The sequence below is a fragment of the Saccharopolyspora hattusasensis genome (assembly GCF_050972075.1).
Classification (GTDB): Bacteria; Actinomycetota; Actinomycetes; order Mycobacteriales; family Pseudonocardiaceae; genus Saccharopolyspora; species Saccharopolyspora hattusasensis.
On the sequence record NZ_JBPCDC010000001.1, the window covers coordinates 7,640,199 to 7,662,605 of the forward strand.

General features: G+C 67.3%; 17 protein-coding genes and 2 pseudogenes. 9 read left to right on the forward strand and 10 right to left on the reverse strand.

The genetic code is table 11. From position 1 onward, the window contains the following. Nucleotides 1-40: 40 nt before the first annotated feature. On the reverse strand, nucleotides 41-1,183 hold the full coding sequence (locus ACRXBZ_RS36250) for a glycosyltransferase (RefSeq protein WP_433882922.1): 1,143 nt from the start codon (nucleotides 1,181-1,183) through the stop codon (nucleotides 41-43). Continuing rightward, nucleotides 1,162-2,487 carry an O-antigen ligase family protein gene (locus ACRXBZ_RS36255; protein WP_433882923.1) on the reverse strand — a complete coding sequence of 442 codons (1,326 nt, stop codon included), beginning with the start codon at nucleotides 2,485-2,487 and terminating at the stop codon, nucleotides 1,162-1,164. Before ACRXBZ_RS36255 ends, ACRXBZ_RS36250 begins: the two co-directional genes overlap by 22 nt. Before the next feature lie 209 nt (nucleotides 2,488-2,696). Between ACRXBZ_RS36255 and ACRXBZ_RS36260 the strand changes: the two genes are divergently transcribed. After that, entirely contained in the window at nucleotides 2,697-3,875 is a 1,179-nt protein-coding gene (locus ACRXBZ_RS36260; protein ID WP_433882924.1) for a DUF1972 domain-containing protein, read from the forward strand. After that, nucleotides 3,872-4,378: pseudogene (locus ACRXBZ_RS36265) on the forward strand (hypothetical protein); the annotation flags it as partial. The gene ACRXBZ_RS36260 and the pseudogene ACRXBZ_RS36265, both read left to right, overlap by 4 nt. A 1,194-nt stretch (nucleotides 4,379-5,572) precedes the next feature. On the opposite strand, the gene ACRXBZ_RS36270 reads toward ACRXBZ_RS36265, so the two are convergent. Genes ACRXBZ_RS36270 through ACRXBZ_RS36280 form a run of 3 tightly spaced genes read right to left on the reverse strand, consistent with a single transcriptional unit; the run spans nucleotide 5,573 to nucleotide 8,564 of the window. Next, entirely contained in the window at nucleotides 5,573-7,345 is a 1,773-nt protein-coding gene (locus ACRXBZ_RS36270) for a right-handed parallel beta-helix repeat-containing protein (protein WP_433882925.1), read from the reverse strand. Continuing rightward, complete coding sequence (locus ACRXBZ_RS36275) at nucleotides 7,342-7,794, reverse strand: FAD synthase family protein (RefSeq protein WP_433882926.1); 453 nt, start codon at nucleotides 7,792-7,794, stop codon at nucleotides 7,342-7,344. Before ACRXBZ_RS36275 ends, ACRXBZ_RS36270 begins: the two co-directional genes overlap by 4 nt. Nucleotides 7,795-7,796: 2 nt before the next feature. After that, nucleotides 7,797-8,564, reverse strand: coding sequence for a CDP-alcohol phosphatidyltransferase family protein (locus ACRXBZ_RS36280; protein ID WP_433882927.1), 768 nt, complete (start codon nucleotides 8,562-8,564; stop codon nucleotides 7,797-7,799). A gap of 296 nt (nucleotides 8,565-8,860) precedes the next feature. Here ACRXBZ_RS36280 and ACRXBZ_RS36285 point away from each other — a divergent pair, with 296 nt between their 5' ends. From ACRXBZ_RS36285 to ACRXBZ_RS36305, 5 genes are all read left to right on the forward strand, one after another. Then, nucleotides 8,861-10,363 (forward strand): AAA family ATPase, encoded by a 1,503-nt coding sequence (locus tag ACRXBZ_RS36285; protein ID WP_433882928.1) that lies wholly within the window; start codon nucleotides 8,861-8,863, stop codon nucleotides 10,361-10,363. Next, nucleotides 10,360-11,589: a polysaccharide biosynthesis protein gene (locus ACRXBZ_RS36290; RefSeq protein ID WP_433882929.1), complete on the forward strand. Its 1,230-nt coding sequence runs from the start codon at nucleotides 10,360-10,362 to the stop codon at nucleotides 11,587-11,589. The genes ACRXBZ_RS36285 and ACRXBZ_RS36290 overlap by 4 nt, the downstream gene beginning before the upstream one ends. A 171-nt stretch (nucleotides 11,590-11,760) precedes the next feature. Continuing rightward, complete coding sequence (locus tag ACRXBZ_RS36295; RefSeq protein ID WP_433882930.1) at nucleotides 11,761-12,138, forward strand: PH domain-containing protein; 378 nt, start codon at nucleotides 11,761-11,763, stop codon at nucleotides 12,136-12,138. 752 nt (nucleotides 12,139-12,890) lie between these two features. Next, on the forward strand, nucleotides 12,891-13,913 hold the full coding sequence (locus ACRXBZ_RS36300) for an LLM class flavin-dependent oxidoreductase (protein ID WP_433882931.1): 1,023 nt from the start codon (nucleotides 12,891-12,893) through the stop codon (nucleotides 13,911-13,913). A gap of 23 nt (nucleotides 13,914-13,936) precedes the next feature. Continuing rightward, complete coding sequence (locus ACRXBZ_RS36305) at nucleotides 13,937-14,572, forward strand: NAD(P)-dependent oxidoreductase (protein WP_433882932.1); 636 nt, start codon at nucleotides 13,937-13,939, stop codon at nucleotides 14,570-14,572. Between the two features lie 108 nt (nucleotides 14,573-14,680). Here ACRXBZ_RS36305 and ACRXBZ_RS36310 read toward each other — a convergent pair whose 3' ends face one another. The 4 genes from ACRXBZ_RS36310 to ACRXBZ_RS36325 form a co-directional block, all read right to left on the reverse strand. Beyond that, nucleotides 14,681-16,354 (reverse strand): endonuclease/exonuclease/phosphatase family protein, encoded by a 1,674-nt coding sequence (locus ACRXBZ_RS36310; RefSeq protein WP_433882933.1) that lies wholly within the window; start codon nucleotides 16,352-16,354, stop codon nucleotides 14,681-14,683. Beyond that, nucleotides 16,351-16,704 (reverse strand): hypothetical protein, encoded by a 354-nt coding sequence (locus ACRXBZ_RS36315; protein WP_433882934.1) that lies wholly within the window; start codon nucleotides 16,702-16,704, stop codon nucleotides 16,351-16,353. Before ACRXBZ_RS36315 ends, ACRXBZ_RS36310 begins: the two co-directional genes overlap by 4 nt. 592 nt (nucleotides 16,705-17,296) lie before the next feature. Beyond that, nucleotides 17,297-17,722: an SsgA family sporulation/cell division regulator gene (locus ACRXBZ_RS36320; RefSeq protein ID WP_210435312.1), complete on the reverse strand. Its 426-nt coding sequence runs from the start codon at nucleotides 17,720-17,722 to the stop codon at nucleotides 17,297-17,299. Nucleotides 17,723-18,508: 786 nt separating this feature from the next. Next, complete coding sequence (locus ACRXBZ_RS36325; protein WP_433882935.1) at nucleotides 18,509-19,108, reverse strand: choice-of-anchor C family protein; 600 nt, start codon at nucleotides 19,106-19,108, stop codon at nucleotides 18,509-18,511. Nucleotides 19,109-19,629: 521 nt separating this feature from the next. Between ACRXBZ_RS36325 and ACRXBZ_RS36330 the strand changes: the two genes are divergently transcribed. After that, nucleotides 19,630-19,950 carry a GYD domain-containing protein gene (locus ACRXBZ_RS36330; RefSeq protein ID WP_433882936.1) on the forward strand — a complete coding sequence of 107 codons (321 nt, stop codon included), beginning with the start codon at nucleotides 19,630-19,632 and terminating at the stop codon, nucleotides 19,948-19,950. Nucleotides 19,951-20,224: 274 nt separating this feature from the next. Here ACRXBZ_RS36330 and ACRXBZ_RS36335 read toward each other — a convergent pair. Further along, nucleotides 20,225-20,765, reverse strand: a pseudogene (locus ACRXBZ_RS36335) (lyase family protein); the annotation flags it as partial. A 624-nt stretch (nucleotides 20,766-21,389) separates the two neighbouring features. On the opposite strand from ACRXBZ_RS36335, the gene ACRXBZ_RS36340 reads away from it, so the two are divergent. Continuing rightward, complete coding sequence (locus ACRXBZ_RS36340; protein WP_433882937.1) at nucleotides 21,390-22,118, forward strand: reverse transcriptase domain-containing protein; 729 nt, start codon at nucleotides 21,390-21,392, stop codon at nucleotides 22,116-22,118. Nucleotides 22,119-22,407 lie beyond the last annotated feature (289 nt).

The window sequence follows — 22,407 nt, forward strand, 5'->3', positions numbered from 1 at the left end:
CGGGCGACTGGCTCGTCAGCGGCGGCGGGCGACTGGCTCGTCAGCGGCGGCGGGCGACGTCTGTTGCGATCGCGGCGATGTCGTCGTGGTAGCGCTGCGGTGCGAAAACCTCCTGGGCGTGCTGGCGAGCCTGCGCTGCCGTGTCGAGAGTTCCTTGCCATTGGGCAAGCGCATCGCTGATTGCTTCGGCGAGGGCGTCGGGGTCGTCGGCGGGCACGATGCGGCCGTAGCGTCCCTGCGCGACGGTTTCCGGCAAGCCCTGCACATCGGTCACGATCACCGGGGTTCCGGCCAGTTGCGCCTCCACAGCGGTGTTGCCGAAAGGCTCGAACCGTGACGGGACCAGCGCGATGTCGGCGCCCCGGTAGGCATCCCAGACGTCCGCGCGGAAACCGCGGATGGTGACCACCTCGGCCAGGTCGTGACGCCGCACGAGGTCCGCCAGTTGCCGCTCGTACCACTCGTAACCGGTGAACGCGGACCCCAATAGGTCGAGGACGACGTCGTAGCCATCAGCGCGCAAGCGGGCGATCGCGCGCACCGCGACGTCGGTGCCCTTGCGCGGTGACAGTCGGCCGACGAGCACGATCCGGACCGGATCGGGTCGCTCACCGCCACGGGACGCGGCATGCGCCGGCCCGGCAATACCGTTGTAGACCAGGCGGATCCGGTGACGCAGCCGAGGCAGCGGTCGCGTGATAACGCGAGCCGTGGCCTCGCTGTTCACCACGACCGAGGTCGCACACAGCAGGGGAGCGGCGAGCGCGGTCCTGATCAGGCGTGGTGCGCTGTCCTCAGCCTCGTGCACGTGGGCGATCACCGATCGCCGGGTCGAGCGGGCGAGCAGGAGCCACAGCGGCACGGTCACGGTATTGACGTACACGACGTCGGGGCGGGTCCTCCGCAGCAAGCGCAAAGCCGGCGCCACTGCCCGCAGGCTTTCCAGCAGCAGCCGCAGGAACCCGGCCGGGCGCAACGCCGACTTCCGCAGCACCGGGGTCGGGCACAGGACCACGTCCGCGCCTTGGTCGCGAAGTCGGTCTGCGAGCGGCCCCCGCTCCGGCAGCGCGACCACCACCCGCCAGCCCGCATCGGTCAACGCGATGACCGATTCCAGGAATATGCGGTCGGATCCGTACAGTTCGGCACCCGGATGGACCATCAGCGCGGTTCGTTGGACCAACGTCGCTCCAGCTCTTTGACGGGGATATGGGGTGGCAGCACCGAGGGCGAGTTCCGTGCACCCGCCATGCTCGTCCACGCGGCTAGCAGGAACAGCCAGACGCAGGCGACGTTGGCCGGAGCGCCGAGCCCTTCGGTGAACATCGAGTTGGCGAGCAAGCCCGACAACACCGCGAGGATCAGGATGCGATCCAGCCGCGGCTCGGGCCGGAGGTTCCGCAGCGCGACCGCGGCGGTGAAGATGCGGCCGAGCAGCACGAGCCACACCACTGCGCCGAGCAGTCCGGCGTCGACGAGCACGTTCACCAGCCCGTTGTGCCCGCCGCCCAACCCGATCTCGTCGAGGAACAAGCCCCGTGAGGCGGTGAGACCGTGGCCGTAGAGCGGGCGTTGGACGAACGCATCCAACGCGTAAGCCCACAGATCCGTCCGCGAATTCAAGGACGCGAGCCGTTCGGCGGACTCACCGCGGACGAAGAAAGCCTCGATCAGCGGCCCCGCGGCGAGCCACGCGGTGATCAGCACGAGCGCCAACGCCACCGTGATCTCCAGCCGCCGGCGGCCGCGCCACCGCAATCCCGCGATCGCCAGGCAACCCACGATCGCCCCGAACGCGGCCCCCCGCGTGTTGCTCCCGATCAACCCGGCGGCGCAGATCGCCAGCAGCACGAGGTAGGCGGGCAGCGGCCAGTGCGGGCCCGGCCGGGCCAACCGGTGACCGAAGGCGTACGTGACCAGGATTACCACCGCGAGCGCGAGGAACTGGCCCGCGTCCACCGGATGCAGGTACAGCCAGGTGAACCTGCCGGGCTGCGTCGGAAGCCGGGGGAACGGCACGACCACGCCGAAGACGACCGAGGCGCTGACCAGGACTGCGAAGGCGTGCGCGATGCGGTGCAGCGCATCCCGGGCGCAATGGCGGGCAATCGAACGGCTCAGCGCCAGCACGACCACGACCTGGCAGGCCCGCACGAGGGCCAGTTCGCGGTAGGGCGAGTACAACGCCGAAAGCACCAGGACGGCCGCGTAGGAATAGGCCGAACAGGTGATCCAGTCGGCGCGCCGCAGCTGGGACGTGGGGCGGAAGCGCAGGAACAGGAAGCACGCCACGGCCGCGTAGACGGCGATTTCGGCCAGTACGAACAGGTCGGGCGAGCCAGACACCGACTGGTCGTCGGCGCGAACGCGGAACTTGTATTCGCTGGCCACGATCAGTGCGAGCACGCACACGACGGGCCAGCGCTCGGCGTCGTAGGCCCGGCGACGCGACACGCCATAGCGGCGTCGAAGGGCATTCCAACTCACGGCCGGTCCTCGGATCAGGTGGGTTCGGGCGCGAATACGCCGAAGACGGGTTGCCGAATGGGTGTAACGACTACCCGCCGTCGGCATATTACAAGCTGGGCACCGAATCGAGTGAGCCGCGCGAAAGCAGCTGTGCGGCTCCAGGGCTGCCCGTCGTGATTCGGTGGCCGCCCTTCGACGAAACGGTAGAACGAAACATGCGGATTTCGATGATCGGAACCCGCGGCGTGCCCGCGCGTTACGGCGGCTTCGAGACGTGCGTCGAGGAGGTGGGGAGACGACTCGTCCAGCGCGGACACGAGGTCACGGTGTACTGCCGCAACCTCGGCGGGCGCGGCCCCCGCCCCGAACGCCACCTCGGGATGCGGCTCGTGCACCTTCCCGCGCTGCGCCGCAAGACATTGGAAACGCTGAGCCACACGGCCCTTTCGGCGTTGCACGCGGTGGCACGGCCACCGGAGGTGGCGGTGGTGTTCAACGCCGCCAACGCGCCGCTGCTGCCGCTGCTGAGGCTCCGCGGAATTCCCACGATCACCCACGTCGACGGCTTGGAGTGGAAGCGGGCCAAGTGGGGGCCTGCGGGGTCGGCCTACTACCGCCGTGCCGAAGCGCTCGCCGTCCGCTGGTCCGACGCGCTGATCGCCGACGCCCGGGGAATCCAGGACTACTACCGCGATCGCTTCAACACCGAGACCGACTACATCCCTTACGGGGCACCGGTCCTCACCGAGGCCGGGACCGACGGCATCACCGATCGCGGGCTCAGCCCCCGCCGCTACCACCTGGTCGTGGCCAGGTTCGAACCGGAGAACCACGTGCACGTGGCGGTCGAGGGCTACCTCCGCAGCAACGCCCGCCACCCGCTGGTCGTGGTGGGATCGGCACCCTACGCCGACGAATACACCGCGAGCATTGCGCGAGCGGCGAAGGGCGATCCCCGGGTGCGGCTGCTCGGCGCGGTGTGGGACCAGCGACTGCTGGACCAGCTCTACGGCAACGCCTTGACCTACATCCACGGTCACTCCGTCGGCGGCACCAACCCCTCGCTGCTGCGCGCGATGGGCGCAGCAGCCCCGACTTCCGCCTTCGACGTACGTTTCAACCGCGAAGTCCTCGGCTCGTTCGGCCGCTACTTCCGCGATCCTGGCGACCTCGCGGCGTTGTGCGACGCTGCGGAGGCCGACCCAGCTGGCACCTTGCTGCGCGGAAAAGAGCAGGTGGCCTCGCTCGACCGCTACACGTGGGACGGGGTAGCGCAGAAGTACGAAGAACTGGCCGCCCGCGTCCTGATCGAGGACGGGCGCACAACCAGGCCGCGCGGACTGCCCGGCGCGCGGGGTGACGTCGCAGCGGCCGTGCCCATGACGGAAACCAAGGAGGTCCGATGAATCGCGCGCGGAAGCTTTCGTGCGTCGCCGCAGTGGCCGTCGCCGCGTTGTCGGCAGCGGTGGTGCCGGGGCCGGCAGCGATAGCGGCGGAGTTGCCGCAGCCGGTCGCCGCCGGGGCGCTGCCGACGCCGCAGACCGACGGTGTGGTCTTCGCGGTAGCCATCGTAGGCAACACCGCCGTCGCCGGCGGGAAGTTCAGCAAGGCGCGCCCGGCCGGCGTGGCGCCGGGGGGACCAGGTGAGGTCACCCGAAACAACCTGCTGGCCTTCGACGTGACCACCGGCGAACTCCTGCCGTGGGCACCGGTGGTCAGCGGCAGCGTGTTCTCCGGCGCGGACCCGGGACCGTTTTGCAAGACCGCCGGCACCGGGCGGTGGATCTGCGACACCGTGTTCCGGATCGAGGTTTCGCCGGACGGGAAGAAGGTCTACGTCGGCGGCGACTTCGACAAGGTCGACGGCCAGTGGCGCTCGCGCGTGGCCGCCTTCGACGCCGCGACCGGCGCGCTGGACCCGTACTTCAAGCCCCGCGTGGCCGGCCGGGTCCGCGGCCTGTCGATCACCGACGACACCGTCTATCTCGGCGGCGGCTTCAACGCCGTCGACGGCGTGCCGCGCACCCGGCTCGCCGCGGTGTCCACCGGCAGCGGCGCGCTGTTGCCCTGGGCTCCTACCGCGGACCGGGAGGTCTTCGCGGTGCTGGCCGCCCCGGCCCAAGGGCGCACGGTGATCGGGGGTGCCTTCGACAACGTCAACGGCACCTACCGGCACGGACTCACCGCGGTCGACGCGGCCAGTGGTGCCCTCGTACCGTGGAATTGGGTCACGCCCTCGTCCGATGACACGATCACGGACCTGGCCACCGACGGCACGGGCACGGTCTACGTCGGTTCCTACAACTGGCTCGGTGGCAACCCCCGGCTGGAGGGCAGGGGCGCCATCGACATCGCCACCGGCACGCCGCGCTGGATGGATGGCTGCTACGGCGACACCCAAAGCGTCGCGGTAGCGGGCGGTGTGCTCTACAGCGCCTCGCACACCCACAACTGCGCGGCCATCAACGCCGTCCCCGAGAACGGAACGATCGACTACCACCGGCTGCTCGCCGAGACGACGACCGCTACCAAAACGGCCCAGCGCAACGTCAACAACGTGCGATCCGGCGACCCGATCCCGGAGTTGCTGCCGTGGCTGCCCAACACCAACGGCGGCCCCGCCGGCAGCCCGTGGTTGAACGGGCCGTGGGCAGTGGACAGCGACGGTCGCTACGTGGTGGTCGGCGGCGAGTTCACGACGGTCAACGGCAGCGCCCAGCAGTCGCTGACCCGCTTCGCCGCCCGGGGCGTGCCCGGCGCTGTCAACAACGGGCCGCAGGTGCCGTTCCCAGCCCCGGAGCTCAACCGGCGCCTGTTGGGCGGAATCTCCATCAGCTGGACGGGAACTTGGGACGCGCAGAACCGGGAAATCCGCTACGAGGTGATGCGCACCGGAACCGCGAACCCGATCTACACCACCACCAGCAGCGCCTGGCCGTGGTCGGTGACAACGATGAGCTTCACCGACAACCAAGCGCCGCAGGGCAGGGCCGAGTACTGGATCAGGGCGGTCGACGCCGACGGCGCAGTGCTCAGCACCCCGCGCAGCAGCGTCGGCTGATCCCGAGGGGACGCGGGGACGTCGGAGCAGGCGTCCCCGCGCTCACCCGCGTGGGCCGGTGAGCACGCCGATGTCGGGGTGGTCCAGCGGTGGAATGCCGAGTATCCGGGCGACATCCGGCGGCAGGGCCCGACCGGCGCGGACACCCGGCGTGGAGGGGCGAAGCGAGTAATCGCCCCGGCCCGGATCGCGGAACGGGGCGGGCGGCGGTGCTACCGCCAGGCTGTGCAGGTCGAGTCCCGTCCGTTCCCGCAACTGCGGCAGCGTGCTGATCGCGACGACCTCACCCGAGCCGAGCGACCAAGTGCCCAACGGTGCCGAGCCCGCTGCCCGCAGGAAGGCGTTGCCGTCGCTGGCGGAGATGAACGGTGACGCCGGTTGGGGGTGCGGCTTGTAGTCGGCGGACTCGATGAACGGCTCGGTGTCGTGCTGCCTGATCAGGAAGTTGTTCACCAGCTCGGTGTTGGACGTGATCCAGGACAGGCCCAGCTCCGCGCTGTAGGGGTCCGAACTCGCAGACCGCTTGTCGTTGTACAGCCCGAGCTCGATCCCGTTGTCGGCGAACGTGTTGTGCACGAGCCGGACGTGGTCTGAACTGGAGACCTTGATGCCGTGCCCGCCGTTGGAATCGACGACGTTCGACGCGATCAGCGCCCTCGCTGAGACCTCGTAGTACAGGCCGTTCACGGCGTTGCCCCGCGCGATGTTGCGGACCACCACGGCATCGGTGCACCCCAGATCGCACCACCACCCGGTGCCTATGTTGTCGGCGAACGTGTTGTCGGACACCCACGCCCGCTTCGTGCGCGTCACCTTCGCCCCCGCCGCTCCGATGGCCTCGCCGGTCAAGGCGAAGTGCTCGTTGTTGTTGCGCGCGAAGGTGTTCGCGACCAACCGGAGCCTGTCGGCCCGGTTGGCCATCAAGCCGACCAGGCCGTTGTCGAGGAACTGGTTGCCGATCACGTGCGCATCGGGTTGGAAGACCGCGGCGCCACTGGAGGCGGAAGCGGCGAAGATGTTGTTCTCCAACACCACCGACGGCGCGTTCACCACGACCATCGCGCCGCGCTGGCCGTACTTCTGGTTCGCGCCGTAGTGCGCGATCCCGATCCCGCGAATCGAACTGCCCGCGGCTTCCGGGCCGTCGAACTGCAGCAGCCAGTCGAACTCGGTTGCCTCGACGAATCGCCCGGCCGGGTCCTCGCCGATCACCAGTTCCTCGCGCGCGACGTCGACGTAGAACGTGCCACGGGTGACAGATCTCCGCTCGCCCACCTGCCGAAGTGGCCTGCCGTCGACGAAAACCATGTCCGGTAGCCCGGCCAGCGGGTGCGCCGGGTCGATGATCTCGGGCAGGAAGCAGGTCCGGCACAGCGGCGGGTTCCAGCCCGCGTGCCGCCACACATCGCCGTCGCGGGACCACTGAGAGACCACCCGGCTGCCCTTGAGCCAGACGCGCTCACGCGGATACGGCTGGATGGACAGCTTCTTGCCGATGACGCCGACCGTCTCCCGGTACGTTCCCTCTCGCAGGACGATCGTGGCGCCGGGCAGTGCCCGGCGCACCGCCTCGCCGAGACTGCGTAGCGGTCGCGCTTCGTCGCCCTGCGCGGAGTCGTTCCCGTTGGTGGCGACGAAGAGCGCGCCGGCGGGCACCGGGTAGTACGTCTTGTCGATCGTCGCGTCGATGGGATGCGCTGCGGTTCTGTCGTTGCCGTTCGCGGCGCAGGACGCCAGCAGCGCGGCCACGAGGGTGATTGCGGTCACGACGGCGATAGCGGGTACGCGCCGGTCGCGGCGATGCGGCCGGTTCATGCCGGCCCGGGCTCCAGCTCGCCGAGCACACCGGGCGAGGGGAGCGAGATTCGTTGCCGCAGCAAGGTGCTGGACGTGTGGGTGGTGTAGCTGAAGTAGCGGACTCGTGCCCCGACGGTGGACAGCTTGCGCTCCAATGCCTCGGCGCGTGCCGTGCCGCGCCAGTCGCTGCCCTTGAACAGCACGTCGAACCGGAGACGTTCCCACATGCGGAACTTGTCCTCGTACTGATCGGTGACGGCCTCGGCGACGCACCGGATGTTGCGCACGATCTCGAACCGCTCCTCGAAGGGAATGACCGGCTTGCGGCCCTTCACCTTCAGCAGGACGTCGTCGGTCACCACACCCGCCACCAGGTAATCGCATTCGTCACTGGACCGCTGCAGGATGTTGAGGTGTCCGATGTGGAACATGTCGAAGGCGCCGGGTGCGTATCCGATGGTGGGCATCGTCACCGCTCCTGATCCGCAGCCGTGCGGTCGAGGCGCGCCATGTCACCGAACCACTTCGGCAGCGCCGCGGCGAGGAATGCGGTGTTGAGCAGGAAGAGCGCGCCGTAGAGCAGGGAGAACGCCATCGGGGACCCCAGCAGCAGGAAAGCCAGGCACAGCACCCCGTAGTCGGTCGGCAGGACCAGCAACGACCGCAGGATCGAAGGCGATCCCGCAGCGGGGGCCGGTGTGCCGGACCCGAAGTTGCGGCCGCGGCGCAACTGATCGTTGAGAATCATCGCGAAGAACATGACGGTCTCGACCGCGGCGTAACCGAGCGGGACCAGCAGGAAACCGCTGGGAAGGTCGAAGAACCGGAACGCGCAGACGAGCACGGCCAGGTGCAGGGTGGCGATCTTCGCGCTGTCGATCACGTGGTCCAGCCACTCGCCCGCGACGCTGCCGGTGCGCCGCAACCGGGCGAGTTGCCCATCGGCCGAATCCAGCGCGTACCCGACGACCAGCGCCAGGCTCACCGCGATGCCCAGCGCCCACGACGGTGTGGCGGTGGCGACAGCGGCGATGCCGGCGAAGGTGAACAGCGCGCTGACGGCGGTGACCTGGTTCGGTGTCGCCTTGAGCACGAAGGCGGCCGCCGCGAGGTAGCCACCAGCCTTGCGGTTGACGAACCGCGAGTAGGCCGGCGCTCCCTTGGCCGGCTTCTGCGCGGACGGCAACCGGCGCAACGCCGCCGCAAAGCCGGATTTCGGCATGTCGGTGGTGGTCATCGAAGCCTTTCACTCCTGCCAACACGTGTGGAAATCACTGGGTAGGCCAAAGCGCGGTGCCGCCGGGCGGAGGAACTTGACAGGCGATCACCATCGTCTGAATACTGAAAAATATCGGTAGTTCTCCTCCCGGGTAGCCCGACCGGTCGACTTGCCCCATCGACCGCGATTTCCAAGCGGTTTCCGATCACTGCGCTCACGCGGTATTCGCCGCAGGGGCCCGGTGCGTTACCGATCGGCGCCGGCCTGTCCGGAGGAACACCCACCTTTTGGCACACAGAGCGGAATGACGGTCGATGGACGACGCCCACCCGGCACCGACGATCTTCGGTGCGTTGTGGCGGTATCGCTGGATCTCGTTGATGATCGTGGCAGCCGCGGTGCTGATCAGCCTGCTGGTCCCACTGGTGGCGGGCGACGGCCGCAGCGCCCAAGCGCGCATCGTGCTCAAGGCACCCGACCAGACCGGGGTCCTCGGGATCGAGATGGCCAGCGAGTCCAGCTTCCTCCGCTACGTCAAGCAGCGGGCCTTGTTCGTCACCTCCGACGAGGTGCTCGACGACGCGCGTGCCCGGCTCGGCGGCCAGGAGACCGTGCTGCAGCTGCGCGCCGCCATCACCGCGGACGCCTCTTCGAGCGGCGAGTCCATTGAGATCAACGTCGACGGGCCGGGCTTAGAGCGTTCCGTGCTGATCGCCAACGCCGTCATCGCCGCCTACCAGGACCGGTCCAGGGCAGAGGTGATCGCCACCACGGACAAGGCGTTGGAGACGTTGCACGCGCAACGCGCGGCGATCGTGGCCGAGGCCGGCGCGCGCCCGCCGAGCAGCCCCGTCGGCTCGGCCGCCGGCTCGACGCTCAGCGACCTGGACAAGCAGATCACCCGGATCCAGGTGGTGGCCTCGCAGTTCGCCGACGGGGTGTCGTTCGTGGATGTCGCGTCGCCGGAGAGCACGAGTCCTTGGCGCGCGGTCCTGCGCGATCTCGCCGTCGGCACGGCCGTCGGCCTGATGCTCGCGGCCGCGCTGGCCTGGTTCCGCGCCGATCGCGATCACCGGGTGCGCGATGCCGACGACCTCACCCGCGTCGTCGACGAACCGGTGCTCGGCGAGATCGAGACGCTGCCCTCCCAGGCCATCCTGGCGCTGCGCAGACCGGGCGTCCCGCCGCTGCGTTCCTACCAGCTGGTGGCCTCCGGTCTGCGCTCGACGGTGGGCCGGGGAGTCGTGCTCGTCACGGGCCCGTCCGGCGGTGAGGGAGCGACGACGACCACGATGCAGATCGCCAGCGCCGCCGCCCGGGACGGCCTGCAGGTGCTGGTGGTCGACGCCGCGATCCGCTCCCGCGACCTGTCTCAGATGCTGGGGCTGGCCGACTGGCCCGGGCTGACCTCGATCGCTACCGGGGACGCGTCGCTGGCCCAGTCGGCGCACCCGGTGCACCTGGGCAACGGGGTCGGGTTCAGCGTGGTGCCCGCGGGGCACGGACAGCCCTACTCCCGGGAGCAGCTGCGTTCCGGACTGCTGCAGCAGGTGATCGCGGAGATGCGGTCGCGCTACGACCTGGTGTTGGTTGACCTGCCCCCGCTGATCTCCCAGCCGGAGACGACGTCGCTGATCAGCGCGTCGGACGGGGTGGTGGTGACGGTGCGGCGAGACGGCGATCTCGGTTCGCTGCGCAGGTTGCGCGAGCAGCTGCAGCTGTTCGGCGGAACGATCACCGGGTACGTGCTGACATTCGCCGGGGCGGCCCCGGCCGGGCGCGTTGCCGAATCTCCCGCCCCGCAACCATCCCGATGACCACGACCGGTGCGCGAGCACCGAAACGGCACCTCGTCGCGAAGGTCGCCGCCCCGGTGTTGTCGCAGGGCATCACCGCGGGCACGAGTCTGGTGCTTCAGGTGCTGGCCGCCCGCACGCTGGGGCTCGCCGAGTTCGGATCCTTCGTGCTACTGCTGGCGTTGCTGGTGACGGCGATCGCGCTGTACACGGGCTGGGTGGGTGACTCGCTAGCGGTCCTCGACCGCCACGAACCCCGCACCCGGGCCAGCATCGTCACCAGCGCCCTCGCGGGCTGGATGCTGTGCTTCGCCGTCGCAGTCGGCGCGGCCCTGCTGCTGCGCGACGGCGAACCAGCTACCGCGCTGGCCTTCGGGATGATGGCAGTGCTGCGACTGGCCGCGGAAACGGTGCGGCGGTTGCTGATGGCCAGATTGCAGTTCTGGCACCTCGTGGTCAACGATATCGTGCACGTCACCGGGACGGTGCTCGCGCTCGCATCAGCTGCGCTGGCCGGGCTCTCGCTGCCCGCGCTGTTCGTGTCGATGGCCGTCGGAGCGGCCGCAGCGGTGTTCGTGGGAGTTATGCAGCTACCCGCAGCGGAATTGCGGCGGCTGCGGGCCGGAACCGCCGGTCTGCCCGCGGTGATGTCGTTCGCCGCCTGGAGATCCTTGCAGGCCGCCTTGCGTCCGGCCGCGCTCCTCGGGTCACGCGCCCTGGTCGCGCTGCTGGTGTCCACGGCCGCGGTGGGGGTGCTCGAAGCCGGTCGCCTCGTCGTCGCACCGCTGCAGGTGGTGATCAACGGCGCGGGCAGTTTCTTGCTGTCGAACTTCGTAGCCGAGACGAGGCAGGACGCCGTCGCCGCGCAACGGCTCGTCCACCGCGCGACGTGGCTGCTGATCACCGGCACCGGAGTCGGCGGCGTCGCGCTGACATTGCTCGCCAACCCCCTGGGAACCTTGCTGACCGGTCAAGCCGTGGACCCCCTGCTGGTACTCGGGTGGGTCGCGTACTTGATGGTCTGGGCAGCGGGACTGCCCCATGTCACCGAGGTGGTCGCCCGGCGCATGTCGCGCCACATTTTCTTCGTCCGGCTCGCGGATTCGGCGCTGGGCATCGTGCTGGTCGCGGTCGTAACAGTCCTGTCGGGCTCCGTGATCGCCGTGCCGTGGCTCATGGCATGCGGAGGAATCTACTCGGCATGGCACGTGCGACGCCTGGCGATCCGCTCACGACGCGAAGCATGAACAGCCTAACCAGAATGGAGCGCGGGCCGATCCCGGGGCGACGCCACCGGCGCTTCAAGCGCTCTCGGGTTCGCGGCCCCGCTGCGTCGGGTCCCGGAGGGACGATGCCGGCCATCAGGCGTTTCGTTACTGTGGTCGCACGGAACGGATTCTTCGGTGAGGAGTGCGAGCATGGGACTTTTCGGCGGAATGCTGGGCAACGCTTCGCGGATCGATCCTCGTGCAGCAGCGCAGGAGTTCGGGCGCTTGTTGGCGCAGGGGGAGGAAGTTCATGCCGCCTACCAGTTGATCCGGGACTCGTTCCTCTTCACGGACCGGCGCTTGATCCTCATCGACAAGCAGGGGATGACCGGCCGCAAGGTCGAGTACCACTCGATTCCGTATCGCAGCATCACCCACTTCTCCGTCGAGACCGCCGGCACCTTCGACCTCGACGCCGAGTTGAAGATCTGGCTTTCCGGCAACGCCGAGCCGATCACGAAGCAGTTTGGCAAAGGCGTCGACGTCTATGAGGTCCAGGCCCTCATGAGCGCCTACGTAGCGCGCTGAGCGAGTCGCGAAGCACGGCAGCTCTGGATGCGGCGACGGGGTCCTTGGCCGATCGAGGTTCTGCAGTACAACCAGGTCTCGAGGGTGCATGGCACTGATCACGCGGAGATGTGGGTTGGCCTGGATGGCGACCTGCCGGCCAAGGCTTTGGGGCGTGCAGCGCGGTGAGTATCTCCTTGAGAGTGGCCGCGTTCTCGACGACGTTCGAGTCGGCCAAGCTGGTGGAGGAGGAAGAACCTCTCATTCTGCGCTTCGAGAGGAGCTTGTTCGTCCACATCGGACGTCGAAGCAAGGAACGTACTCCCTGCCATTCTCAACGTATAGCGCACTGAGGGGCTTGCGGCAAGGCCCGGGTGGTGCCGCAGAATCTCCGGCGCTTCCCCGGCGCGTACTCGGCCAGCATGACTGGCGCCAGAGATCTCCGCGCCTCAGGGCCTGTTTCCGAACTCATGAGGCGCAGCGGTGCGGGTAGCGGCGCACGCCCGTCTTCGGGCCGCGCAATTTCGCGAGAAATTGGCTGTCACCCGGGTGAACGCCAATTTCTCGCGAAATTGCGCACTTCCTGGGTGTCTGGGAACCCGTGGTGGGCGTTGCTTGCCTGGAGCGAACGGGTTTGCCGCTTCGGGGTCCGCAGCTGCGTGCTGCTGCAACGAGCGGGCGCGAAGTACCGAGTCCCCTGGGGCGCGGCTCCGTGTCGTCGGTCACCGAATTGGTTGAGGAATCAACCAGTGGGCTGCGGTGTTGCAACGGTCGTGAAACGCATCGGATTCCTATCCTTCGGACACTGGTCCAGCACTCCGCAATCGCAGACCAGGACCGCCTCCGACTCGTTGCTGCAGGCCATCGACCTGGCCGTGGCGGCAGAGGAGCTAGGTATCGACGGCGCCTACTTCCGGGTGCACCACTTCGCCAGGCAACAGGGTTCCCCGTTCCCGCTGCTGGCCGCGATCGGCGCCAAGACCTCACGCATCGAGATCGGCACCGGCGTGATCGACATGCGGTACGAGAACCCGATGTACATGGCAGAGGATGCCGGGGCGGCGGACCTGATCTCCGGCAGCAGGCTCCAGCTCGGCATCAGCCGTGGCTCGCCAGAGCAGGTGATCGACGGGTGGCGATACTTCGGCTACCAGCCAAGCGAAAGCGAGACCGACGCCGACATGGCCCGCAAGCACACTGAGGTGTTGCTGAAGGTGCTGGAAGGCAAGGGGTTCGCCGAGCCGAACCCGCGCCCGATGTTCGCCAACCCGCCCGGACTGCTGCGCATCGAGCCGTACTCCGAGGGGCTGCGGGACCGGATCTGGTGGGGTGCCGGCTCCAACGCCACCGCGGCCTGGGCAGCCAAGCTCGGCATGAACCTGATGAGCTCGACCCTCAAGGACGATGAGGGCGGGGCGCCGTTCCACGTGCAGCAGGCCGAGCAGATCCGGGCGTTCCGCAAGGTGTGGGCCGAGTCCGGGTGGCAGCGCGAACCGCGCGTGTCGGTGTCGCGCAGCATCTTCGCGCTCACCAATGACCTGGACCGCGCGTACTTCGGCCGCGACGGCGACAGCGAGGACCACGTCGGATACATCGACGCGAACACGCGGGCCATCTTCGGCCGCACCTACGCCGCCGAGCCCGACGTGCTGGTGCAGCAGCTGGTCGGCGACGAGGCGATCGCCGAGGCTGACACGCTGCTGTTGACCGTGCCCAACCAGCTCGGGGTGGATTACAACAGTCACGTGCTGGAGAGCATTCTCACCCACGTCGCGCCCTCGCTCGGCTGGCGCTGACATCTACCCGCAGGGGAGTCACCATGGGCAAGATCCTGATCATCGGCGGTACTGGATACACCGGCAGCAACGTCGTCACCGAGGCAGCCGCGCGTGGTCATCAGGTGACGTCGTTCTCGCGGTCAGCGCCCACCACGCCGGTCGCCGGGGTGCTCTACAGGCACGGCAGGGCCGAGGACGCCACGGCGCTGATCGCCGGCCAGGACGTGGTGGTCGCGACCCTGTCGCCGCGCGGGGACCTGGTGGGCCGGCTCCACGGCCTGTACCAGGACTTCGCAAATGCGGCGGCCAGCACCGGGGCACGCTTGATCGTGATCGTCGGGTTCGCGTCGCTGCGCCCCGCGCCGGGCGAGCCCAGGTTCGTTGAGGGGGAGATCTCCGAGCAGTTCCGGTCGGAGGCGCTGGAGATGGACGGGATCCGGGAATGGCTCGCGACCGGCGCGCCGGACGGACTCGACTGGACCGTGTTCTCGCCTGCGGGCGGCTACGGCTCCTGGGCTGCCGGCGAGCGGACCGGCGCCTACCGCCTCGGCGGCGACGTGGCTCTGTTTGACGAGAACGGCAAGTCGGAGATCTCCGGTGCCGACTTCGCGCTGGCGGTCGTCGACGAGATCGAGCGCCAGGAGCACCCACGCGAACACATCTCGGTTGCCTACTGAGCGTTCCGGGTCATCGGGCGCGGCGAACGGCATCTATGCCTGCTGTCGTTCGAAGAACGCCCGTGAGTGTTTTTGGGTGCCATAACACCCAAAAACACTCACGGGCGGTCACCTGCACCGATGGACCTGCGCGCACTCGAAGATCATCGGCACACGGTGTCGACATCGTCTGGCGACGTCAGCTTGGCGGGCGGGGCGAGGGGTACCGGCCGATGAACTCCAGCCGCGACCAGAGCGGGGACTCGCGGGTCGGTTACCGGGTTGGAAACGCACGATCTGCGGGTCGTGGTCGCTGGACTGCATGGCGAACTCGGAGTTGATGTGCACCACGTCGTAGTCCACCTGCCGCGGTGTCCGCGACACCAGCATGTGGTCGAGGGCCTGCGAGCGGCCCTCGAACACGTAGCTGTAGCGCTCGTTCTCCGGCAGAATGTTGATCAACGCCGTCAGCGCATCCCCCTGGGCGAGGGTCTGCAGGGTCGGCGAGAACTGGTAGTCGTTCAGGTCGCCGGCGACCACGACGTTCGCCTTCGGATCGGCCGCGAGCAGCTTGTCGGTGAACGCGTGCAGGACCTCGGCCTGCTTCACACGCTGCACCTCGGAGCTGCGGTTCGGTGGCTGGTTGATCCCGTGCACGGACTGGTCGCCGCCCTTCGAGGCGAAGTGGTTCGCCACGACGAACACCGCCTTGCCCTGGAAGGCGAACTCGCCGACCAGCGGCTTGCGGCTGTTCTGCCACGCCGCGTTGCCCGGGTCGACCCGGCCGGGGGATACCGACAGGTGTGGCTTGCTCTTCTCGTTGGTCACCACGTCGACCGCGGTCGTGGCATCACCGCCCGGCCGGTCCACGAACGACACCCGCTTCGGGTTGAACAGGAAGCCCACCCGGATGTTGCCACCCGGCTGGCCACCGTCGGTCATGTCCTGGGGGTCGATCTGCCGCCACTCGTAGCGCGGGCCACCCGCCGCCACGATCGCGTCGGCGAAGCGCTTCAGCGTCTGGTCCGCCGCCACCACGCCGTCGTTCGCACCCGCAGGTCCGTTGTTGTCCTGGATCTCCTCCAGCGTGACGATGTCGGGCAAGGACAGGTGCTTCACGATGCCGCTGGCCAGCCCGTCGAACTTGGCCTGCTCGTCGACGGCCGACAGGTTCTCCACGTTGTAGGTGGCCACCGCGAGCTCGCCACCCTTTTGCGGACGGGTGACCTCGCGCACCAGACCGTTGTCTTTGAGCTCGCCAAGGATCGAGGCCTGGACGGTGTACCCGCCGAACTGGCTGTACTCGACCGGTCCCGAGGTGTTACCCGTGAGGACGTCACCCACGTTGGCCTGCGGGAACGGTTGTTCGGAGAACGGGATCAGCGATTGCACCGTGAGGATCCCGCTGTTGGTCGCGTCGTAGCCGAGGTACACCGAGCCACCCCGGGCAGTCGGGTGCTCGTTCGGCTTGGTGGTCACGTAGAGCTCGTTGTAGGCGGTGGTCCCGCCCACGGCACGCGCGTCGACGATGCTGATCAGCTCACCTTCATGGGCCGCCCATAAGTCCAACGCGTACTTCGAGGGCTCCAGCGGCAGCGATTCGATACTGCCGCCCGGCTCCGGGACGTACTGCTCGGGCACCGTGTTCTCGGTGATCGCGACCGCATCGGGCGGCTCATTGCCGCGCGAGGCGGTGGTCCAGGTGGCGCTGGTGAGCTCGGTGGTCGTCGGGAAGCCGGACGAGGGGCGGTACTCGGCCACCGCACCGGTGACGGCGTCGCCGACCGCGACGTCCGTGGTCACCGAACCGGTGACCACGAAGATGCCCTCGCTGGTCCGTGGGTCGTTGTCGGGTTCGGGTCCTGCACCCAGAAACCACGTGCCGAGCCGAAGGTCCGCGTCGCGGTCACTATGCCGGGGACCCGCACGACCTTGCCGGCCATCGGGGATGTCCGGGTGATGCCCTGGACGTCGTGAATGCGCGCGTCGGTCACCCCACCGCCGGGCCCGCCGGGCCCCTCGCCCTTGGAGTTCTCCGGGGTCGGCGAGCCGGCCGCGAAGTCGGCCGCGTTGTCGTCGGTGTCGACCAGCCCGGGGCGGTAGACGGAGATGGTGTTGCTGCCCGCAGGAGCCGGGCCGGTCTCCCGGACCACCGCGCTGCCGTAGCCGACGAGGTGGACGATCCGCGAGTCGGCCGCGCAGTCGCCGGCGCCGTGGCCTGCCAGCGGGTGCTCGCGGTCGGCGAGGCCGGCAGGTACTGCACGCTCATCCCGGTCAGGTCCGCCGCGGCGCTGCCGACTGTCGCCAGTTCGATGAAGTCCTGGGTGAGGTGCGCGCCGGAGTTCCCGCCGCCGCCGTACACCTCGGCGATGACCGGGCCAGTGCTCGGTACCGCCGCAGCGGGCGTGACCAGCACGGTCAACCCGCCAACAGCGGCAACAGTGACCGCCGCGAGTGCACGGCGGGGATTACGTAGGAGTGATGTCACGACCCAATCGGGTGAACCAGTGGGACCCCGTCGATCAAGCTTCGGTGTCGGCCGCACATCCAAACGGCGAAGGTCAGTTGAATCGCAGCTGGACTGCGCCGCGTGCTGGCGTCGAGTTCCTGGTACCTCGGTACGAACAGCCCGGCAAGCCGCGTGTCTTCAAGCCCTGTTCCGCGGACTACACGCAGTTGTTCAGGGCCACACTAGGTCCCGCGGCTGGGCCGCCTGGCGTGCGGCGCTTCGGGAGAACCGGGCCACTACAGGTTGTGCGAGAGCAGCCGGCTCAGCGCCTCGTCGACGTTCATCCACCGGTGTTCGTCACCGGGTGCGACCGCGTCGTAGGTGTCGTTCAAGAACTCCGCAAGCTGATCGGCATTCACTTCGAAGGCGGCCTGCCCTGACGGCGAGCTCAACTCGATCACGACCAACCCCGGATCGTCTAGTCGAGGGCGGATTCGCACGTCGCCTTCGCCTGCCTCGGCGACCAGCCCGTCGGCCAGCAGGTCGCGGGCGATCACCCAATCCACCTGACCGGCCTTGCCCACGTTGAGCTTCATGCAGATCTCGTACGGGTTGCGGCTGTCGTACCCCAGTTCCACGCCAACCGGCGCGATCACACCCGCCGGGGCTACTAGATTGAAGACCATGGTGGCGAGCACCGTGCCGTGATCGTTTGCCATCATGTCCGCACTCCCAAGCGTCGGCTTCACTTCCTAGATACCAGCATGCCCAACCCGGGTTCATGTCTTCTTCACGATGTCTTCAGGTCCCTGGTGGCAATCCGGATGCCGCGTTGGCCGACGCCGCCCGGGTCAGCCGACCGGCCGTCTATGCCTGCCTTCCGGAGACCCCCGGAGACCCCGACGTCGAAGCGCGTCGAGCGAAAACCGGCGGAAATCGATGGCTTTCCCACGAGGACATGGGTCACCCGACATGACGCAGGTGTAAGTGAGGGCGACGGCATTCTTGCGGAGTCGAAGAACCCGCCGGAGTCAGGGGGCGAGTCAGGAGAGTCAGGATCGGGAAAGTACTCCACCACTTCCTTCAGATTCAGCGTGTCGAGGCCGAGTGATACCCGGTCACCCAGCACCCGGGAAGGCCTGGAGTAGATGTCGAATATCGAATCCCCATGGGTGAGGCCCGGGAAAGCCGATTCCATTCTATTTGGGTGCGCAGTCGATCGAATACTTCTCTCCTGCGTCCGCTCAACGGTGCCGTGATGGGGGACAGTCGATCGGCATGAGCCGATTCGTCGAATTCGACTTCTGGCGGCTGGCGCCGAAAACTCGCTCCATTCGGCGGAGACAGTGCAGGCTCTCGCCCAGGCGCTGGAACGCGATGAGCGTCGGCGGGTGTGAGACGGCCCCGTCCCACACCCGCCTTGCAAACCGGCTCAAAGAACTCGCGCGCGGCTGTGCGGGCCGCGCACCGGCGATCCGACCGGGTTATCCGCCATCACCGCGCCCGGATCACCCGCAGCACGGGGCAGGCGGGCAGGGGTCGACCGTGACGTCGTCGATCACCGGTCCCCACGCACTGTTGGGGGTCGTGCTGGCGAACGTCAACGTCGTGGATGTACTGGTGGCCACGAAGGTCACCTGCCGTCTCACATAGCCCATGTTGGTCATTGTTTTCCTGGTCGTGTCAAAGGAGAAGTCTTGGAAATTCTGCCCGTCGATGAGGACCTTGCCCGTTTTCAGTTTCGTCGATTCGCCGGGATTGCCGGCAAGGGAGTACGTCACTGTGTACCCTGTACCCGGGACCGTCTTGAAAGTCTGGGAAACAGCCCCCGCATTACCGCCGTTGAGGTCGACGGACTGGTCACCGTCGGCAGCCTGCCAGAACCCTGCGCCGATCAGGTCGACATTCCCGCTCGCCACCCGCCACGGTCCGATAGACTGCCCCATCGCGAAGTTCTGGAACGTGTTTGCTGCCACCGTTGGCGTTTCGAAACTGCCGTCGTCAAAATGGCTAATCGCGCTAGGCGACGCGGAAGCCGGTGCCGTCAACAAGATGCCGACACCGCCGAACAGAACGGCCGCGGTGGCAGCAGCGAGGTAGTTTCGCATGGGCAGCAATGAATCCTCCAAGGGAAGGGCGAGTTGCAATAGTCCGCAGTTCAGTTATCAAAATCGCAGGTTGGCGACAAAGAAACTGGTTGCGGCCCACTGAAAGTAGCCGGTTGATTCGCATGCCGCAATGGGCCTTTCGGGTGGGTTTGGGCCGTATGGGTGGTCCCGTCTGGCCTGCTTAAAATTTAAGCCCCCGCAATTGTGCCTGACGATGCGTGATCGCCAGACTTACATTTGACTATTCAAGATTTCCGAAATTTTTCCGACCTGGACGATCATCGGATGAATGAACTGATCGTTCTTCGAGCCGCGTGGCGGTCGTGGCCTGCTGGCGTTGTCAACGGCGGCCGAGGCTGCAGCCGCTAACGGCGGCAGGCGGAGAAAACGTGGTACCGCCACCCACAGCCGACATCATGAGTCCGGGCGGCTACCTCGAATGGCCCAGCCTGCTCTCGTGCCCGAGTGCGGGAACAGAACCGCGGCCACGGGTGGCCGCACGGGTGAATTGGGGGAGCGACATGCCGAAGTACTTGGTGCAGGGCAGCTACACCGCCGAGGGGACGAAGGGGGTGCTCGCCGAGGGCGGAACCGGGCGGCGGGAGGCCGTTGAAATGGTCCTCGGGTCGTGCGGCGGAACGCTCGAGTCGATGTACTTCGCGTTCGGCGACGACGATTTCTACATCGTTGTCGACGTGCCCGACGACGTCTCCATGGCCGCCACGGCTATGGCGGTGCAGGCCACCGGCGCCGTGACGTCCAGGGCGGTGCCGCTCCTCCGCCCCGAGGACATCGACGAGGCTGTGCGGAAGGCTGTCGACTTTCGCGCCCCCGGTTCCTGACGGCGGCTGATGTCGGTGCGGCCCGGACCTGCGGCCACCGGAGGCTGCTGAGCGCTGCCGGGATCGCGACGATGCGCCGTCACCCGGGGTGGGCGCAATTTCGCGAGAAATTGCGCCCACCCCGGGTGACGGCCTGCTGCGGAGTTTCATTCCGGCGGCGAAGGTCGATGCGCTGGACGGTCGAAAGTCATCCAACGCGCAACGTGGAACCGAGACTCCCAACGTTTTCCGCTGAACCAGCGCGGCTCCCGTCGGCCCCACGTCGTGACCGTGTTCAGCCGTTCGCTTCCTCCGCCATCGAGTTCTCCAGGCGGCGTGGCCGGGTGAGCTGTTCGGGCTGGAGGAGGGTTTCGAGCTGGGTGGGGGAGAGCAGGCCGGTGTCGGTGACCAGTTCGGTGATGGTGCGGTCGGTGGTGAGCGCCTGCTGGGCGATGGTGGTGGCGTTGGCGTAGCCGAGGTAGGGGGCTCAGCGCCGTGACCAGTCCGATCGAGTTGCGCACGGTCGCGTCGAGGTGGCTCTGGTTGGCGGTGATCCCGGAGACGCATCGGGTGTCGAGCGCGTCGCACGCCGCGGTGAGGTGGGTCAGGGACTTCAGCAAGCTGTGAACGATGATGGGCTCGAAGGCGTTGAGCTGGAGTTGACCGGCTTCGGCGGCGAGGGTGACGGTGACGTCGTTGCCGATGACCTCGAAGGCGACCTGGTTTACGACCTCGGGGATGACGGGGTTGACCTTCCCGGGCATGATGCTGGATCCGGCCTGCACGGCAGGCAGGTTGATCTCGTTGAGCCCGGCCCGTGGCCCCGATGAGGTCAGACACCCCATGATTTTGTTTGTCAAGCGGCTTGTGAACATGAACGTGGAGGTCGGGCTGTGGCAAGCTTGGGTTCCACGGTGCTGTACGAGGAGATGGAGGAGTTTCTGGACCTCCGGAGCCGCCTTGTGGGAGGAGGCTTCAAACCGCCCACCGGGGCCTTGGCTGAAGACCGTGGTCTTGAACGGTGTGGGAAAAGGCGCGACGGGATCGCGTCAGGTATGGGCCGGGAAGATGAGCGATGGGTCGAAAGGCCCTCTGTCGTCAGAAGCGTCGAAAACATATTAGGTGGCATCAAAACCGGGGTCTACCGCTTATCCCGGGATGAGTCTGGGAGTTACCCGCTTACTGCCCAGGCGGTGTCCGGCGTACAGGCAGCATGAGCCCGGCCCGGGCTCTCGTATGGAACATGTGAAGGCGTGCCCCGACATTGCCGTCGATCCGATCGGCGGCGAGAGGGAGAACTCCAAGCGGCGGAATCCGTGAGGAGCTGAGTACCGTTGCGGGGTGCGCTGGCGGACTCGCCCGTAGTAGCTGTGAAGTCCCTGCGTATCGCAGTGGGGGTGGAGCCAAGGGGTGGGGTCGTCCTGGTGAATGAGTGTGATCAACCGGAAGGGAGGAGTCGCATGAGTGAGCCGAAGTTGCAGGGCAAGTCGTATGACATTCCCAAGCGGCTGGTGTGGGATGCGTGGTTGAAGGTGAAGGAGAATGGAGGAGCGGCCGGGGTCGATGGGGTGACGATCGAGCAGTTTGAGGAGAGGCTGAAGGATAACCTCTACAAGCTGTGGAATCGCATGTCGTCGGGATCGTATTTTCCCGGCCCGGTGCGCGCGGTGGAGATACCGAAGAAAGGAGGGACGAGGGTTCTGGGCATCCCGAACGTGGTCGATCGGGTGGCGCAGACGGTGGCGGTCATGGCGTTGGAGCCTGCCGTGGAGAGGGTGTTCCACGACGACTCCTACGGCTACCGCCCTGGCCGGTCGCCCCTGGACGCGGTGCGGGCGTGTCGGCAGCGGTGTTTCAAGAAGGACTGGGTCGTCGATCTGGACGTGAAAGCCTTCTTCGATTCGGTGTCGTGGGATCTGACGTTGAAGGCGGTCGCACGCCACACGGATCAGAAATGGATTCTGCTCCACGTGGAGCGATGGCTAAAAGCCTCGATGCAGATGCCAGACGGCACCGTCACCGAAAGAACCCAGGGAACGCCACAAGGTGGTCCAATATCACCGTTGCTCGCCAATCTGTTTCTGCATTACGGGTTTGATCTGTGGATCTCCCGGGAATTCCCAGGAGTCCAGTTCGAACGTTTCGCGGACGATGGTGCGCCACGAACGCTGAAGGAGGATTTGGTGTAGAAGACGAATTCTTTGGATGCGGTGTTGCACTGGTGATGGAGGTATGGCCCTCCGGGGTCGCTGTGCAGGCGGAGATCCCAAATCACCGCAAGCTGCGTCGGTGAATGAGCCGGGGTGGTGAGCGTTGCGGAAAAGGCGTCCTTGATGGCGTCAGATGGGAACCGAGAAGGCGAACGTGAGTGAACCACTGAGGAAGTGTCGTAAGCGAAGCGACGACATCGAAACCGGGGTCCCGTTGTTGCCCCGGGATAAGTCAGGGGGAGACCTGTTTACTGCCCTGGCGGTGTCC